Origin of the sequence: Pseudomonas sp. GM18 (assembly GCF_000282195.1) — a bacterium.
GTDB lineage: Bacteria > Pseudomonadota > Gammaproteobacteria > Pseudomonadales > Pseudomonadaceae > Aquipseudomonas.
This window is the reverse complement of record NZ_AKJT01000035.1, coordinates 69064-83583: the sequence shown is the minus strand read 5'-3', so window position 1 is coordinate 83583 and position 14520 is coordinate 69064. Positions and strand designations below refer to the sequence as shown.

15 protein-coding genes are annotated in these 14520 nt (G+C 62.7%); all 15 read left to right on the top strand.

The genetic code is table 11. The features are described 5' to 3' along the window. A partial coding sequence (locus PMI21_RS18115; protein WP_081499472.1) for a 3-hydroxyacyl-ACP dehydratase FabZ family protein occupies window positions 1-428 on the top strand: 428 nt, incomplete at its 5' end. Between the two features lie 164 nt (window positions 429-592). Continuing rightward, on the top strand, window positions 593-1327 hold the full coding sequence (locus tag PMI21_RS18120; protein ID WP_007936861.1) for a glycosyltransferase family 2 protein: 735 nt from the start codon (window positions 593-595) through the stop codon (window positions 1325-1327). Then, window positions 1324-2271, top strand: a complete 948-nt coding sequence (locus tag PMI21_RS18125; protein WP_007936859.1) for an LpxL/LpxP family acyltransferase — start codon at window positions 1324-1326, stop codon at window positions 2269-2271. Before PMI21_RS18120 ends, PMI21_RS18125 begins: the two co-directional genes overlap by 4 nt. Continuing rightward, on the top strand, window positions 2252-3796 hold the full coding sequence (locus PMI21_RS18130) for an HAL/PAL/TAL family ammonia-lyase (protein WP_007936857.1): 1545 nt from the start codon (window positions 2252-2254) through the stop codon (window positions 3794-3796). The genes PMI21_RS18125 and PMI21_RS18130 overlap by 20 nt, the downstream gene beginning before the upstream one ends. Then, window positions 3789-4214 carry an acyl-CoA thioesterase gene (locus PMI21_RS18135; RefSeq protein ID WP_007936855.1) on the top strand — a complete coding sequence of 142 codons (426 nt, stop codon included), beginning with the start codon at window positions 3789-3791 and terminating at the stop codon, window positions 4212-4214. Before PMI21_RS18130 ends, PMI21_RS18135 begins: the two co-directional genes overlap by 8 nt. 167 nt (window positions 4215-4381) lie before the next feature. After that, window positions 4382-4948: an outer membrane lipoprotein carrier protein LolA gene (locus PMI21_RS18140; protein WP_007936850.1), complete on the top strand. Its 567-nt coding sequence runs from the start codon at window positions 4382-4384 to the stop codon at window positions 4946-4948. Beyond that, window positions 4932-7271: an MMPL family transporter gene (locus PMI21_RS18145; protein ID WP_007936849.1), complete on the top strand. Its 2340-nt coding sequence runs from the start codon at window positions 4932-4934 to the stop codon at window positions 7269-7271. The genes PMI21_RS18140 and PMI21_RS18145 overlap by 17 nt, the downstream gene beginning before the upstream one ends. Then, on the top strand, window positions 7271-8428 hold the full coding sequence (locus tag PMI21_RS18150; RefSeq protein WP_007936848.1) for a hypothetical protein: 1158 nt from the start codon (window positions 7271-7273) through the stop codon (window positions 8426-8428). Before PMI21_RS18145 ends, PMI21_RS18150 begins: the two co-directional genes overlap by 1 nt. Then, the gene (locus PMI21_RS18155; protein WP_007936847.1) at window positions 8415-9662 is read left to right on the top strand and encodes an NAD(P)/FAD-dependent oxidoreductase; all 1248 of its coding nucleotides are present in this window, start codon (window positions 8415-8417) and stop codon (window positions 9660-9662) included. The genes PMI21_RS18150 and PMI21_RS18155 overlap by 14 nt, the downstream gene beginning before the upstream one ends. Continuing rightward, a complete protein-coding gene (locus PMI21_RS18160; protein ID WP_007936846.1) occupies window positions 9659-10384 on the top strand; it encodes a class I SAM-dependent methyltransferase in 726 nt (241 codons plus the stop codon). The genes PMI21_RS18155 and PMI21_RS18160 overlap by 4 nt, the downstream gene beginning before the upstream one ends. After that, complete coding sequence (locus PMI21_RS18165; protein ID WP_007936845.1) at window positions 10384-10881, top strand: DUF3261 domain-containing protein; 498 nt, start codon at window positions 10384-10386, stop codon at window positions 10879-10881. The genes PMI21_RS18160 and PMI21_RS18165 overlap by 1 nt, the downstream gene beginning before the upstream one ends. Next, window positions 10878-12074: a beta-ketoacyl-[acyl-carrier-protein] synthase family protein gene (locus PMI21_RS18170; RefSeq protein WP_007936842.1), complete on the top strand. Its 1197-nt coding sequence runs from the start codon at window positions 10878-10880 to the stop codon at window positions 12072-12074. Before PMI21_RS18165 ends, PMI21_RS18170 begins: the two co-directional genes overlap by 4 nt. Then, on the top strand, window positions 12071-12529 hold the full coding sequence (locus tag PMI21_RS18175) for a hotdog family protein (RefSeq protein ID WP_007936841.1): 459 nt from the start codon (window positions 12071-12073) through the stop codon (window positions 12527-12529). Before PMI21_RS18170 ends, PMI21_RS18175 begins: the two co-directional genes overlap by 4 nt. Further along, window positions 12529-13257, top strand: coding sequence for a 3-oxoacyl-ACP reductase FabG (gene fabG / locus PMI21_RS18180; RefSeq protein WP_007936840.1), 729 nt, complete (start codon window positions 12529-12531; stop codon window positions 13255-13257). Before PMI21_RS18175 ends, fabG begins: the two co-directional genes overlap by 1 nt. Next, window positions 13257-14483: a beta-ketoacyl-ACP synthase gene (locus PMI21_RS18185; protein ID WP_007936839.1), complete on the top strand. Its 1227-nt coding sequence runs from the start codon at window positions 13257-13259 to the stop codon at window positions 14481-14483. The genes fabG and PMI21_RS18185 overlap by 1 nt, the downstream gene beginning before the upstream one ends. The last annotated feature ends 37 nt before the right edge of the window (window positions 14484-14520 follow it).

Genomic DNA, 14520 nt, shown 5'->3' with positions numbered 1-14520 from the left:
TGTTGCGGCAGCTGCCGCTGAACGCGCAAGGTAAACTGCCCCAGGCCGAAGTTGAAGCCTTGCTGCTGGCGCCCCGCCCAAAGGCGCCGCACGTGCTGGAGCAGGTCGAAATCGATGGCGAGTGGAGCCTGCAACTGGCCGTCCCCCCGGACCTGGCGTACTTCAGCGGGCACTTTCCCCGGGCGCCGGTATTGCCCGGTGTGGTGCAGGTGGAGTGGGCATTGAGCCTGGGCCAGCAATTGATGGACTTGCCGGCAAAATTCGCCGGCATGGAAGTGCTGAAATTCCAGCAACTGGTGCGTCCCGGCGATGAAATCCAGTTACACCTGCGCTTCGACCCGGCGCGCGGCAAATTGTATTTCGCCTATCGCAACGAAACCGCCACCTGCTCCAGCGGGCGGATTTTGCTGGAGGCTGACTGTGGATAAGTTGAGATTCCCTGTAGCAGCTGCCGAAGGCTGCGTTCGAGTGCGAAGCGCTCGTATCTGGACCACCACGTTTTTTCTGAAAGACCTTGCATACCGGTTTACGACCGCTTCGCGGCCGAACGCAGGCTTCGCCAGCTGCTACAAGGGCGAGGGAGTGAGCCAACATGCATAACCCCTGCGCCGTAATCCCGGTCTACAACCACGAAACCGCAATCACTGCCGTGGTCGATGCGCTGCTTGCCTGTGACCTGCCATGCATTCTGGTGGACGATGCCAGCAGCCCCGCCTGCGCCAAGGTACTCGACCAACTGGCGCAGCGCGACAGGGTTTATCTGATCCGGCTCACCGTCAATCAGGGCAAGGGCGGCGCGGTGATGACCGGCCTGCGGGAGGCTTCGCGCCTGGGCTTCAGCCATGCCTTGCAGGTGGACGCCGACGGCCAGCACGACCTGCAAGACGTCAAAGTCTTCATCGAATACTCACGCAACCATCCCGAGGCGGTGATCTGTGGCTATCCGCAATACGACGCCAGCGTGCCAAAAGGTCGTTTGTACGCGCGCTACCTGACTCACGTCATGGTCTGGATCAACACCCTGTCGCTGCAGATTCGCGACTCGATGTGCGGTTTCCGTGTCTATCCATTACCGCCAACCCTGGCACTGATCGACTCGGCCAGGATCGGCAAGCGCATGGACTTCGACTCCGACATCCTGGTGCGCCTGGCCTGGAGAAATCAGCCGATGCAGTGGCTGAAAACCAGGGTCCATTACCCTCTGGATGGCGTTTCGCATTTCCGTCTGTTCTACGACAACGTGCTGATTTCGAGCATGCACACCCGGCTGTTCTTCGGCATGTTGCTGCGGGCACCGGTGATCCTCTGGCGACGGTGGCGAGCATGAGCGACAACGCAGACAAACAGCACTGGGCCGACCGCCAGGAGCGTGGCAGTTTCTGGCTGATGAAGTTCACCGCATTCTGCGCAAAGGTCTTGGGCCGCCGACTGTTGAGCCCGCTGCTCTACGGCATCGTGCTGTACTTTTTCCTGTTCGGACGCAGCGCCCGCCAAAGCGCCTGGCAATACCAGCAGCGGCTCGCCGACTGGAGCGGGCGCAGCGAATTGCGTCCGACCCATTGGCGAGTGTTCGGCCAGTTCATGGCCTTCGCCGACTCCATGCTCGACAAACTCGACGTATGGAACGGCAAGCTGAGCATCGAGCAGATCGAGATCATCGACCCGGCGCTGCTGCGCAATAAACTGCGCGGCACACGCGGGCAGATGCTGGTGGGCACGCACCTGGGCAATCTCGAGGTCTGCCGGGCGCTGGCCGAGATCGGCGAGAAAGTCACCATGAACGTGCTGGTGCACACCAAGCACGCCGAGCAGTTCAACCGCCTTCTGGGCGAAGCCGGGGCAACCAATCTGCGGCTGATTCAGGTCAGCGAGCTCGACCCGGTGATCATGCTGCAACTGCATGAGCGCCTGGAGCGCGGCGAGTGGCTGGCGATTGCCGGCGACCGCGTGCCGCTGCATGGCGGGCGCAGCGTGACGGTGGATTTTCTCGGTCATCAGGCGGCCTTCCCTCAGGGCCCTTGGCTATTGGCCGGTCTGCTGAAATGCCCGGTCAATCTGCTGCTGTGCCTGAAGAAACCCACGGGCGACTATCGACTGACCCTCGAACCGTTCACCGAGGCGGTGGTATGGAAACGCAGAGAGCGCGAACAGGTCATTCATCAGTGGGCCTCCCGCTACGCCGAACGTCTGGGTCACTATTGCCTCGAAGCGCCCCAACAATGGTTCAACTTTTACCCTTTCTGGAAGACCGATGACGACGCCAACGCTTGAGCCGGTAACCTTCGGCGAACTCCCTTTGTGCATCGAAGACGTGCTGGCCCTGGCCAATCGTCAGGTGCCGACGCAGTTGCAGGGCGACCCCGACTTTCGCCGGCGCATTGCCAAGGGTCCGCAGTTCCTTGACTCCCTGCTGGACAAGGAAGGCGTGATCTATGGCGTGACCACCGGTTATGGCGATTCCTGCGTGGTGGCGGTGCCGCTGCATCACGTCGAGGCGTTGCCCCGTCATCTGTACACGTTCCACGGCTGCGGCCTGGGCAAACTGCTCGACGCCCAGGCCACCCGCGCGGTGCTGGCGGCGCGTTTGCAGTCGCTGTGCCAGGGCGTGTCCGGGGTACGCGTGGAGCTGCTGGAGCGCCTGCAAGCGTTCCTCGAACACGACATCCTGCCGCTGATTCCGGAAGAAGGTTCAGTGGGCGCCAGCGGTGATCTGACGCCGCTGTCCTACGTCGCCGCAACCTTGTCCGGCGAGCGCGAAGTGATGTTCCGCGGTGAGCGCCGACAAGCCGCCGACGTCCACCGCGAACTCGGCTGGCAGCCGCTGGTGCTGCGCCCCAAAGAAGCACTGGCGCTGATGAACGGCACCGCCGTGATGACCGGCCTCGCCTGCCTGGCCTACGCCCGCGCCGATTACCTGCTGCAACTGGCCACGCGCATCACCGCGCTGAACGTGGTCGCGTTGCAAGGCAACCCGGAGCACTTCGACGAACGCCTGTTCGCCGCCAAACCCCATCCGGGGCAGATGCAAGTCGCTGCGTGGCTGCGCAAGGATCTGGCGATCGATGCACCGACCGCGCCGCTGCATCGCCTGCAAGACCGTTATTCCCTGCGTTGCGCGCCCCACGTGCTCGGTGTGCTGGCCGACAGCCTGAACTGGCTGCGCTCGTTCATCGAGATCGAGCTCAACAGTGCCAACGACAACCCGATCATCGACGCCGAAGCCGAACGCGTGCTGCACGGCGGGCATTTCTACGGCGGCCACATCGCGTTCGCCATGGACAGCCTGAAAAACCTGGTGGCCAACGTCGCCGACTTGCTCGACCGTCAACTCGCGCTGCTGGTGGACGAACGTTACAACCACGGTTTGCCGAGCAACCTGTCCGGCGCCACCGCCGACCGTGCGATGCTCAACCACGGCTTTAAGGCCGTGCAGATCGGCACCAGCGCCTGGACCGCCGAGGCCCTGAAAAACACCATGCCGGCCAGCGTCTTCTCGCGCTCCACCGAGTGCCACAACCAGGACAAAGTCAGCATGGGCACCATCGCCGCCCGCGACGCCATCCGCGTACTGGAGCTGACCGAACAGGTCGCCGCTGCCACGCTGCTGGCCGCCAATCAAGGCGTCTGGCTGCGCGGCCAGGCTGAAGACGCGCGCCCACTGCCACCGGCCCTCGCCGCGATGCACGAAGAATTGGCCAAGGACTTCCCGCCGGTCATCGAAGACCGTGCCCTGGAAGGCGAGTTGCGCCTGTGCCTGCAACGCATCGCCGAGCAACACTGGAGGCTGCATGCGTAGCAAGGGAGTGCTTCACACCGATACGGAAATCCTCGTCCCGTTCTTTGACGTCGACACCATGAACGTGGTCTGGCACGGCCATTACGTCAAATACCTGGAAGTCGCCCGCTGTGCGCTGCTGGACCGGATCGGCCACAACTACGACGCCATGGTGGCGTCGGGTTACGCATGGCCGGTGATCGACTTGCAGTTGCGCTATGTGCGCGGCGCCGTGTTCGGCCAGAAGCTGAATGTGCGCGCCAGCCTGGTGGAATGGGAGAATCGCCTGAAGATCAATTACCTGATCAGCGACCTTGCAAGCGGCGAACGTCTGACCCGCGCTGTTTCAGTGCAGGTCGCCGTCGACATGAGCAGCCGCGAAATGCAGCTGGCTTCACCCAAGGTGTTCACCGACGCGGTTGCAAGGGTGCTGCCATGAACTTGCGATCCCTTTGTAGCAGCTGGCGAAGCCTGCGTTCGACTGCGCAGCAGTCGCCACCGGATCTGTCTGGCGCACCGCAAATTGAGGTTTTACGACGGCTTCGCCGCCGGACGCAGCCTCGCCGGCTCGGCAGCTGCTACGGGATTGGGGTGAGCTTGATATTGATGTTTGGCTTTTCATCGTTGGCGCAGGCCTTCGATCTGCAGCAACTGAGCGATCAACTGGCCAAACCCGATGTGATCCACGGCAACTTCATCCAGGAAAAACACCTGCGCGCCCTGCCCCAGCCGCTGACCAGCAAGGGCACCTTCGTTCTGGCGAAAAATCACGGCCTGCTCTGGCTGCTGAAAACGCCGCTGCAACAGGACTACCGCATCAGCCCACAGGGCATTGCCCGGCGTGATGCCAACGGCTGGCAAATGCTGCCGAACAAGAGTGCCGGCGCCGAACAGAACCGTTTGTTCCTCGCCGTACTGCAAGGCGACAGCAGTGGCCTGCAACGGGATTTCGAGCTGTCGCTGAGTGGCGATGCCCAGAACTGGAAGCTGACCCTGACCCCGCGCTCGATGCTGCTCAAGCAGGTGTTCAACCAGATCAACATTGACGGCGGCGAATTGGTGCACAGCATCGAGCTGCTCGAAACCCAGGGTGACCGAACCCTGTTGCGCATGCAGGACAGCACCAGCGCCCAACCTTTGAGCGATGCGGAGCAACATGACTTTGCCGAGTGAACGGATGCTGCCGCGGCTGTTTCTGGTCCTGCTGCTAGCGGTGCTCGCACTCGCCGGTTGGCAATGGCGCGACGGCACTCCGCTGTCGGCCAACCTGATGGAACTGGTGCCAGGCACCGCGCCCGACGCGCTGGAGCTGCGCGCCGAACAACGCATGCAAGAACCGTTGAACCGGGAAATGCTGGTGCTGGTCGGCCATAAAGACCGCCAGCAAGCCATCGCCATGGCGCAAAAACTTGGCGAGCAGTGGCAGGCCAGCGGCGTGTTCGAAAAGGTCCAGTGGAACCTGCAGGCCGACTTGCCGGCGCTGCGCACGCAATTGCTGCAAGGCCGATTGGCGATGCTGTCCGCCGCCGACCGCCAGCAACTCATCGAGCACCCCGACGCCTTTATCCAGCAACGGGTACAAGCCCTGTTCGACCCGTTTACCGGCTTCAGCCTGGTGCCGAGCCAGGACGACTGGCTCGGCCTGACCGGACGCATCCAGAACAGCCAGCCACAGCGCGGCTCGGTGCAGTTGGATATCGGCAGCGGCGCGCTGGTCGCCGATGCCGATGGCAAGAGCTGGGTGATGCTGCGGGCACGAACCGTCGGTAACGCGTTCGACATGAACCTGCCGCTGCAAGTGGCCGACCTGCTCCAGCACAGTCGCGAAGAAGCCGCCCAGGCGGATGTGCAACTGCTCGCCGCCAGCGGCCTTCTGTATGCCGCCAGCGGTCAACGGCAAGCCGCACGCGAGATCACCTGGGTCGGCGGCGGCGCTACGATGGGGATTCTGTTGCTGCTGTTGCTGGCCTTCCGGCGTTGGCGGGTGGTGCTGGCGTTCGTCCCGGTGCTGGTGGGCATGCTGTTCGGCGCGGTGGCCTGCGTGGCGCTGTTCGGTCATATGCATGTGATGACGCTGGTGCTGGGCTCAAGCCTGATCGGTGTGGCGGTGGATTACCCACTGCATTACCTGTCCAAAAGCTGGAGCCTGAAACCCTGGCACAGTTGGCCGGCGTTGCGCCTGACCCTGCCGGGGCTGACGCTGAGCCTGATCACCAGTTGCATCGGCTACCTGGCCCTGGCCTGGACGCCGTTCCCGGCCCTGACCCAGATTGCCGTGTTCTCCGCCGCCGGCCTGCTGGGCGCTTATCTGTCGGCCGTGTGCCTGCTGCCGGCGCTGCTCAAGGGCGCGCAGCTGCGTCCGGCGCAATGGCCGATGCGCATCGCCGAGTCTTTGCTGGCGCTGCGTGAATCGCTGCTCAAATACGTACGCACGCCGGTGCTGCTGGCGCTGTTGATCGCCTTCTGTGTCGGCGGTCTGTTGCAGCTGCAGACCAAGAACGACATTCGCCAATGGGTCGGCGCACCGCAGCAACTGACGGACGAAGCCCAGACCATTGCGCGCATCACCGGCTATCAACCCACCAGCCAGTTCTTCCTGGTGCGCGCGGCCAATCAGCAGGAGTTGCTCGAACGCCAGACAGCACTGAGCGAACGCCTGGATCAGTTGGTCAATCTGGAGAAACTCCAGGGCTACCTGTCGCTCAACCAGCTGGTCAGTACGCCGAGCGAACAGCGCAAAGTGCGTGATGCACTGGGCAAGCTGCCGCAGTTCTGGCAACCGTTGCTCGACCTTGGCGTGCCTGCTGACGCCCTGCAAGCCGAGTTGGCGAAGTTACAGGCGCTGCCCACCGAAGACATCGACGCGGCGCTGGCCGGCCCATTGGCCGAGCCCTATCGCACCCTGTGGCTGGGGCCGACCGATAACGGCGTGGCCGCGATGGTCAGCCTGCAAGGCTTGAACAATCCCGCGCTGTTGCGGGTCCAGGCGCTGGACTTGCCGGGTGTGCAACTGGTCGATCGCCTCGGCGAACTGAACAAGGTGTTCGCCGCAACTCAAATCAGCGCCGCTGAATTGAAACTCGCTTCCTGCGTGTTGATCGTGCTGGTGCTGATCCTGCCCTTCGGTCTTGGTGGCGCACTGCGAATCGTCTCCCTGCCGCTGCTGGCGGCGTTGTGCAGCCTGGCAAGCCTCGGCTGGCTCGGTCAGCCGCTGACGCTGTTCAGCCTGTTCGGCCTGCTGCTGGTGACAGCCATCAGCGTCGACTACGCAATCCTTATGCGCGAACAGATCGGCGGCGCCGCGGCGAGCCTGCTGGGCACCTTGCTGGCAGCGGTGACCACGTGGCTGTCGTTTGGCCTGCTGGCGGTGTCCAGCACACCGGCGGTGAGCAATTTCGGCCTGTCGGTGAGCCTCGGCCTGGCGTACAGCTTCATCCTGGCACCGTGGGCCGGGCGACAAACCCACGCCGCACCGGTTGCGGAGCCGACAGCGTGATGGTCGCGGCGTTCTGGGTGATGGCCCTGGTGTTGTTCGCCGTGGTCACCCGTGTCGGTCGTCATTTCGGGCTGATTCCGATCGTCAGCCAGTTATTGCTGGCGACCTTCGGCCTGCCGCTGCTGATGTATTTCTGGATCGAACCGGGTTGGCAACTGAGCGGTGCCGAACTGATCTCGCCGGGCTGGCTGAAAAATCTCTACAGCCTGAGCTTTGCCTTGCTACTGGGGCACATCCTCAGCGACGTGATCGACCTGCGACTGGATCGCCAGAGCCTGAAAGTCGCCCTGCCGAGTTTCTGCATTCCGTTTGCCTGCGGGTTGGCGACAGCGGTCTGGCTGCTGCCGCCGCAGCCGTGGATCAGTTCGCTGGCGGTCGGTCTGTTGTTCGCCATCACCGCGATTCCGGTGTTGTATCTGTACCTGCGACACATCAACTACCCGCCCGCCGCCACCCGGCGCCTGGTACAGACCGCGATCCTGATCGACCTGACCTGCTGGACCCTGTTCGCTTTCGCCCAGGGCAGCCTGCACCTGAGCAGCCTCTTGCTGCCGCTGGCCGGCGCCTGCCTGCCGTTGTTGCTGCGACTGCTCAGGTTGCGCCAACCGTTGCTGCACAGCGGCTGCTTCTTCGCGCTGTTGGTGGTCGCCGAACACTTCAAGCTCAATGCGCTGATTTTCGGCATCGGTTACCTGCTGTGCATGGCCGCGCTCAAGGTGCCGCTGGTGCTGCCATTGCCAACGGCGTGGATGAGCGGTTTGCAGACCTGGATCGCCATCCCGCTGATCCTCACGTTCGGCATCGTGCAGATCAACGTGCACAACGCCATCGACAGCCTCGGCGCGGTGCAACTGGCCGCGCTTGTGCTGTTGCCGATTGCCAGCAAGCTGTTGGGCAACTGGCTGGGCCTCGGCTGGGCCGGCGTCTCGTTTGAAGGTGCCAACCGCTGGCGGGAAAGCCTTTTACTGAATATCCGCGGCTTGAGCGAGATCGTTTTTCTCAACCTGCTGTTGCAACAACAACTCATCAGCCCGGCGTTGTATTTCGCGCTGATGTTGATGGGCCTGATCGCGACCCTGCTGCCGGCGCTCGCCGGCATGCACCGAATCCCTTTGAACATCGCCGCCCCGGCAAGGAGCTCCCGTGCCAACAGTTGAAATGGAACGTCGTCAGGTGGTGGTGATCGGTGCCGGCCCCTCGGGTGCCATCGCCGCCGCGCTGCTCAAGCGCAAAGGCCATGATGTGCTGATGATCGAACGCCAGCATTTCCCACGGTTTTCCATCGGTGAAAGCCTGCTGTCCCACTGCCTGGATTTCGTCGAAGAAGCCGGCATGCTCGACGCAGTCAATGCGGCCGGTTTCCAGTTGAAGAACGGTGCTGCATTCGCCTGGGGCGATCAGTACAGTACCTTCGATTTCGGCGAGACGTTCAGCAACGGCAAGCCGACGACCTTCCAGGTCCAGCGCGCCGACTTTGACAAGCTGCTGGCCGATCAGGCTGAACTGCAGGGAGTCGACGTCCGTTACGGCGAAGCCATCGTCAGCGTTGATTTCAGCCTGGTGAAACCGCAGCTCGATGTGCTTCGCGAAGATGGCAGCCAATACCGCGTCGAGGCCGATTTCGTGCTCGATGCCAGCGGCTACGGTCGCGTGCTGCCGCGCTTGCTGGACCTTGAGGCACCGTCGAACTTTCCGGTGCGCCAGGCGGTGTTCACCCACGTCGAAGACTGTATCGACAGCCCGGCTTTCGAACGGGAAAAAATCCTCATCACCACCCATCCGACCCAGCGCGACATCTGGTTCTGGACCATTCCGTTCAGCAACGGCCGTTGCTCGGTGGGCGTGGTGGCCGCCGCCGAACACTTCGCAGGCCGCACCGAGGATCTGGACGACTGCCTGCGCGGCTTCATCGCTGAAACTCCAAGCCTGGCCGGGGTGCTGAACAACGCCGTATGGGATACACCCGCGCGGACCATCGGCGGCTATTCGGCCAACGTCAAAACCCTGCATGGCCCTGGCTTCGCCCTGCTGGGCAATGCCGCGGAATTTCTCGACCCGGTGTTCTCCTCCGGCGTGACCATCGCCATGCGTTCGGCGAGCATGGCCGCCGGTGTGCTGCACCGCCAACTGCAAGGTGAAAGCGTCGACTGGCAAACCGAGTTTGCCGAGCCGCTCAAGCGTGGTGTTGACACCTTCCGCTGCTACGTCGAAGGCTGGTACGCCGGGACTTTTCAGGATGTGATTTTCTATCAGGGCGGCACAGAGGATATTCGCCGCATGATCAGCTCGATCCTCGCGGGTTACGCCTGGGATGAACGCAACCCGTTCGTCAGCGAAGCCAAACGTCGACTGCGGATGATCTCGGACCTGTGCGCAAGGGAAGCGACATGAGTTATTTGAGCGACAACTACGTCGAAGAAACCCGTTTCGGTTTCTGGTTCCTGCGCAGCCACACCTGGCAGCACCATGTATTGCGAGTGGCGATCAATGATTTGCGCGGCCTGTTCAGCGAGCCATTGCCCGACAACCCGGTCTTGCTCGATGCCGGTTGCGGCCAGGGCAAGTCGTTCCAGTACCTGCGCCAGACCTTCGCGCCCAAGCATCTGATCGGGCTGGATGCCGACCCTCACAGCCTGAACCTGAGCGGCGAAGAAGCGGCCCGCCAGGGCATGGATGTAGAGCTGATCGGCAGTGACTGCGCGAGCATCAAAGTGCCGGACGCCAGCGTCGATCTGCTGTTCTGTCACCAGACTTTCCATCACCTGGTCGAGCAGGATCAAGCCCTGGCCGAGTTCTACCGGGTGCTCAAACCGGGCGGCTATTTGCTGTTCGCCGAGTCCACCGAGGCTTACATTGATACGTGGGTGATTCGCTGGTTGTTCCGCCATCCGATGCATGTGCAAAAGAGCGCCGCCGGCTACCTGGAGATGATTCGTCGGCAGGGTTTTGAATTCGGCCCGCAGAATGTGTCTTACCCTTACTTGTGGTGGAGTCGCGCCAAGGATTTCGGCCTGCTCGAACGCTTCGGCTTGCGCCAGCCAAAACCCTTTGGCCAACGGGAAGAAACCCTGGTCAATGTAGTCGCGCGCAAGCCCCTTGAAGAGTGTGCCTGATGATCCGTTTCCTGCTTCTGGGTTGCCTCCTGCTGCTGAGCGCCTGCGCCAGCCAGACGCCGCTGCCCGAGCGAACCCCGAACCTGGCGTTGCCGCTGCAACTGCACATCGAACGGCAGGTGGCCGAACAACGTCAGGACTGGCTGCTGGTGATCCAGCGTGAAGGCCCGGGCATTCGCTGGTCGATGATGGACCCGTTGGGGATTCCCGTGGCACGGCAGAAACTGATCGATGGCCAATGGCAAGCCGACGGGCTGCTGCCACCTAATCCGGAAGCACGGGAGCTGTTCGCCGCCCTGTTGTTTGCATTGACCCCTGAAGGCGAGTTGCACGGCAACTATCCCGCCGCCCGACAGCAGGACGGGCAACGGTCGTTGTCAGCGCGCTGGAACATCCGCTATTCACAACCAAGTCCTTCACAACCACCGAGCTTTGAATTGAACGTGTCCCAAGGCCCGCACTATCGCGTCACTCCGTTAGGCGAGAACACACCATGACCGCTTACCTGAACGCCCTCGGGGTGATCTGTGCCCTCGGCCGCGACAAGCAAGAAGTCGCCCGCAACCTGTTTGCCGGCGATTGCTCGGGCATACGCAGCGAGGCCGGCTGGGTGGTGGAGCGTTCGTTGCCAGTGGCGGCAGTGCGGGGTGAGCTGGCACCGATTCCGGCTGAGCTGGCTCATCAAAGCAGTCGCAACAATCAATTGCTGCTGGAGGCCGCGCTGCAAATTCGCCAAGACATCGAGCAGGCGATCCAGACCTACGGCCGCGACCGTATCGGCGTCATTCTGGGCACCAGCACCTCAGGCATCGACGAGGCCAGCCGCGGCCTGGCCCATTACATCCGTGAGCATCACTTCCCTGCCGATTATGACTATCAGCAACAGGAACTCGGCGCACCGGCGACGTTTCTTGCCGACTGGCTGCAATTGAGCGGCCCGGCCTATGTGATTTCCACTGCATGCACCTCCAGCGCCCGCGCGCTGATGAGTGCCCAACGGCTGCTCGACCTGGGCATGTGCGATGCGGTGTTGTGCGGCGGTGTCGACAGCTTGTGCAAGCTGACCCTCAACGGTTTCTCGGCCCTGGAAGCGGTGTCCGAGCAGCGCTGCAACCCGTTTTCGGCGAACCGCAACGGCATCAATATCGGCGAAGCCGCGGTACTGTTCCTGATGAGCAAAACCGCCGGCAACAGCCAACCGATTGCCCTGCTCGGCAGTGGCGCCAGCTCCGATGCGCACCACATTTCCGCGCCGGAACCGACCGGCCGTGGCGCCCGGCAAGCGATGAGTAAGGCCATGAGTCGCGCGGGCCTGCAACCGCAGCAGATCGCTTATCTGAACCTGCACGGCACCGCCACCCAACACAACGACGCCATGGAAAGCCTGGCCGTAACGGCGCTGTTCCCGGATGGCGTGCCCTGCTCGTCGACCAAACCGATGACCGGCCATACCCTCGGCGCCGCTGGTGCCCTGGAAGCGGCGTTCTGCTGGTTGAGCCTGAGCGCGGATAACCACGAGCATTCCCTGCCGCCCCATGTCTGGGACGGTCAGCCCGACCCCGAGTTGCCGGCGTTGCATTGGGTGACCCCGACCGACCACCTGACGTCCATTGCACCCCGCTACCTGATGAGTAATTCCTTTGCCTTTGGTGGCAATAACGTCAGCCTGATTATCGGAGACGCCTCATGATTACCTGGCCGCTCGCCGAACTGCTGCCCCATGCCGGCGACATGATCCTCATCGATCAGATCCTGTCGTTCGACGACGAGCAGATCTACACCCGACTCACCGTCAAGCCCGGCGGCCTGTTCAATCGCCCCGACGGCAGTCTGCCGGCCTGGGTCGGCATCGAGCTGATGGCCCAGAGCGTCGCTGCATATGCTGGCTGCCATGCGCGCCAGAAAGGCAATGCGGTGGAACTGGGCTTCCTGCTCGGCAGCCGCAAATTCGAATGCAACGTGGAACACTTCCCCGTCGGCACCGAGCTGACCATCCACGGAATACGCTCGCTGGAAGACGACAACGGCATGGGCGTGTTCGAATGCCACATCACCGCCCCCGGCATCCACGCGACCGCCCGGCTGAATGTGTTCCGCCCGCCTCAAGCCGCTCAATATCTGCATGAACCCCAAGGAGTCGAGTGATGACTGAATCCGTACTGGTCACCGGCTCCAGCCGTGGTATTGGCCGCGCTATCGCGTTGCGTCTGGCCCAGGCCGGGCATGACATCGTGCTGCACTGCCGCAGCGGCTTGGCGGACGCCGAAGCCGTCAAAGCCGAAATTGAGGCGATGGGACGCAACGCGCGTGTCCTGCAATTCGACGTGTCCGACCGCGCCAGCTGCAAAACCATTCTCGAAGCCGACGTGGAAGCTCACGGCGCCTATTACGGCGTGGTGCTCAACGCTGGCCTGACCCGCGACGGTGCTTTTCCGGCCCTGAGCGAGGAGGATTGGGATGTGGTGATGCGCACCAACCTCGACGGCTTCTACAACGTGTTGCACCCGGTGATGATGCCGATGATCCGTCGTCGCGCCGCCGGGCGGATTGTCTGCATTACTTCGGTGTCCGGGTTGATCGGCAATCGCGGGCAGGTCAATTACAGCGCTTCCAAAGCCGGTTTGATCGGCGCGGCCAAGGCGTTGGCGATTGAGCTGGGCAAGCGCAAAATCACTGTTAACTGTGTCGCACCCGGCCTGATCGACACGGCGATGCTCGATGAAAACGTGCCGGTGGAAGAACTGATGAAAATGATCCCCGCACAACGCATGGGCACCCCGGAAGAGGTAGCCAGTGCAGTGAATTTCCTGATGTCGGCGGAAGCGTCGTACATCACCCGGCAGGTTCTGGCCGTCAACGGAGGCCTGTGCTGATGAAGCGCGTCGTCGTCACCGGCATGGCCGGCATCACCTCACTGGGCAGCGACTGGGACACCATCGCCGCCAACTTCGCCGCCAACCGCAGCGGCATCCGTCGCATGCACGAGTGGGATCGCTTTACCGAACTCAACACCCGCCTGGCCGGCCCGATCGACGACTTCCAGGTGCCCGGCCACTGGACGCGCAAGCAACTGCGCAGCATGGGCCGGGTATCGCGGCTGGCAGTCGGCGCAGCGGAAAAGGCCTTGGCGGACGCCGGGCTGCTGGGTGATGAGTCGATCAAGGACGGGCGCATGGGCGTGTCCTGCGGCTCGTCCACCGGCAGCACCGACGAGATCAAGGCGTTCGGCAAAATGTTGCTCAATTCGGTGGCCGAAGGCCTCAACGCCAACTCCTACGTGCGGATGATGCCGCACACCACGGCAGCGAATATCAGCATCTTCTTCGGCCTCACTGGCCGACTGATCCCGACCTCCAGTGCCTGCACCAGCGGCAGCCAGGGCGTCGGTTATGCCTACGAGTCGATCAAGTTCGGCCGCCTGCCGCTGATGCTCGCCGGCGGCGCCGAAGAGCTGTGCCCGACCGAAGCCATGGTGTTCGATGCGCTCTACGCCACCAGCCTGAAAAACGATGCCCCACAGACCAGCCCTCGCCCTTACGACATCGGTCGCGACGGCCTGGTAATCGGTGAAGGCGGCGGCATGCTGGTGCTCGAAGAACTCGAACACGCCCTGGCGCGCGGCGCCCGCATCCACGCCGAGATCGTCGGTTTTGGCAGCAACGCCGACGGCCAGCACGCCACCCGCCCCGAGCTGATCACCATGCGCCGGGCCATGGAGCTGGCTTTGGAAGACGCCGGGCTCGACCCAAGCGCCATCGGCTATGTAAATGGTCACGGCACCGCTACAGAACAGGGCGACATTGCCGAAACACTGGCGACCAGCAGTTTGTTCGGCGAACACATGCCGATCAGCTCGCAGAAGAGTTTCCTCGGCCACACCCTGGGAGCCTGCGGCGCGCTGGAATCCTGGTTCAGCATCGAAATGATGAACCGCGACCTGTACGTGCACACCTTCAACCTCGATGAGGTCGATCCACAGTGCGGCAAGCTCGATTACCTGCGCGGTGAATTCCGGCAGATGAGCAATGAGTACGTGATGAATAATAATTTCGCTTTTGGTGGGGTTAACACCTCGTTGATATTCCGCCGCTGGCCGTAAACGAGCCACGCAGGGGCGATCATGGCCGGGGTTGCGT

What these genes read in the sequence shown, in the direction of transcription:
- PMI21_RS18120 (WP_007936861.1), top strand. Translation starts at nt 593, where the DNA reads ATGCATAACCCCTGCGCCGTAATCCCGGTCTACAACCACGAAACCGCA.
- PMI21_RS18125 (WP_007936859.1), top strand. Translation starts at nt 1,324, where the DNA reads ATGAGCGACAACGCAGACAAACAGCACTGGGCCGACCGCCAGGAGCGT.
- PMI21_RS18130 (WP_007936857.1), top strand. Translation starts at nt 2,252, where the DNA reads ATGACGACGCCAACGCTTGAGCCGGTAACCTTCGGCGAACTCCCTTTG.
- PMI21_RS18135 (WP_007936855.1), top strand. Translation starts at nt 3,789, where the DNA reads ATGCGTAGCAAGGGAGTGCTTCACACCGATACGGAAATCCTCGTCCCG.
- PMI21_RS18140 (WP_007936850.1), top strand. Translation starts at nt 4,382, where the DNA reads ATGTTTGGCTTTTCATCGTTGGCGCAGGCCTTCGATCTGCAGCAACTG.
- PMI21_RS18145 (WP_007936849.1), top strand. Translation starts at nt 4,932, where the DNA reads ATGACTTTGCCGAGTGAACGGATGCTGCCGCGGCTGTTTCTGGTCCTG.
- PMI21_RS18150 (WP_007936848.1), top strand. Translation starts at nt 7,271, where the DNA reads ATGGTCGCGGCGTTCTGGGTGATGGCCCTGGTGTTGTTCGCCGTGGTC.
- PMI21_RS18160 (WP_007936846.1), top strand. Translation starts at nt 9,659, where the DNA reads ATGAGTTATTTGAGCGACAACTACGTCGAAGAAACCCGTTTCGGTTTC.
- PMI21_RS18165 (WP_007936845.1), top strand. Translation starts at nt 10,384, where the DNA reads ATGATCCGTTTCCTGCTTCTGGGTTGCCTCCTGCTGCTGAGCGCCTGC.
- PMI21_RS18170 (WP_007936842.1), top strand. Translation starts at nt 10,878, where the DNA reads ATGACCGCTTACCTGAACGCCCTCGGGGTGATCTGTGCCCTCGGCCGC.
- PMI21_RS18175 (WP_007936841.1), top strand. Translation starts at nt 12,071, where the DNA reads ATGATTACCTGGCCGCTCGCCGAACTGCTGCCCCATGCCGGCGACATG.
- fabG (WP_007936840.1), top strand. Translation starts at nt 12,529, where the DNA reads ATGACTGAATCCGTACTGGTCACCGGCTCCAGCCGTGGTATTGGCCGC.
- PMI21_RS18185 (WP_007936839.1), top strand. Translation starts at nt 13,257, where the DNA reads ATGAAGCGCGTCGTCGTCACCGGCATGGCCGGCATCACCTCACTGGGC.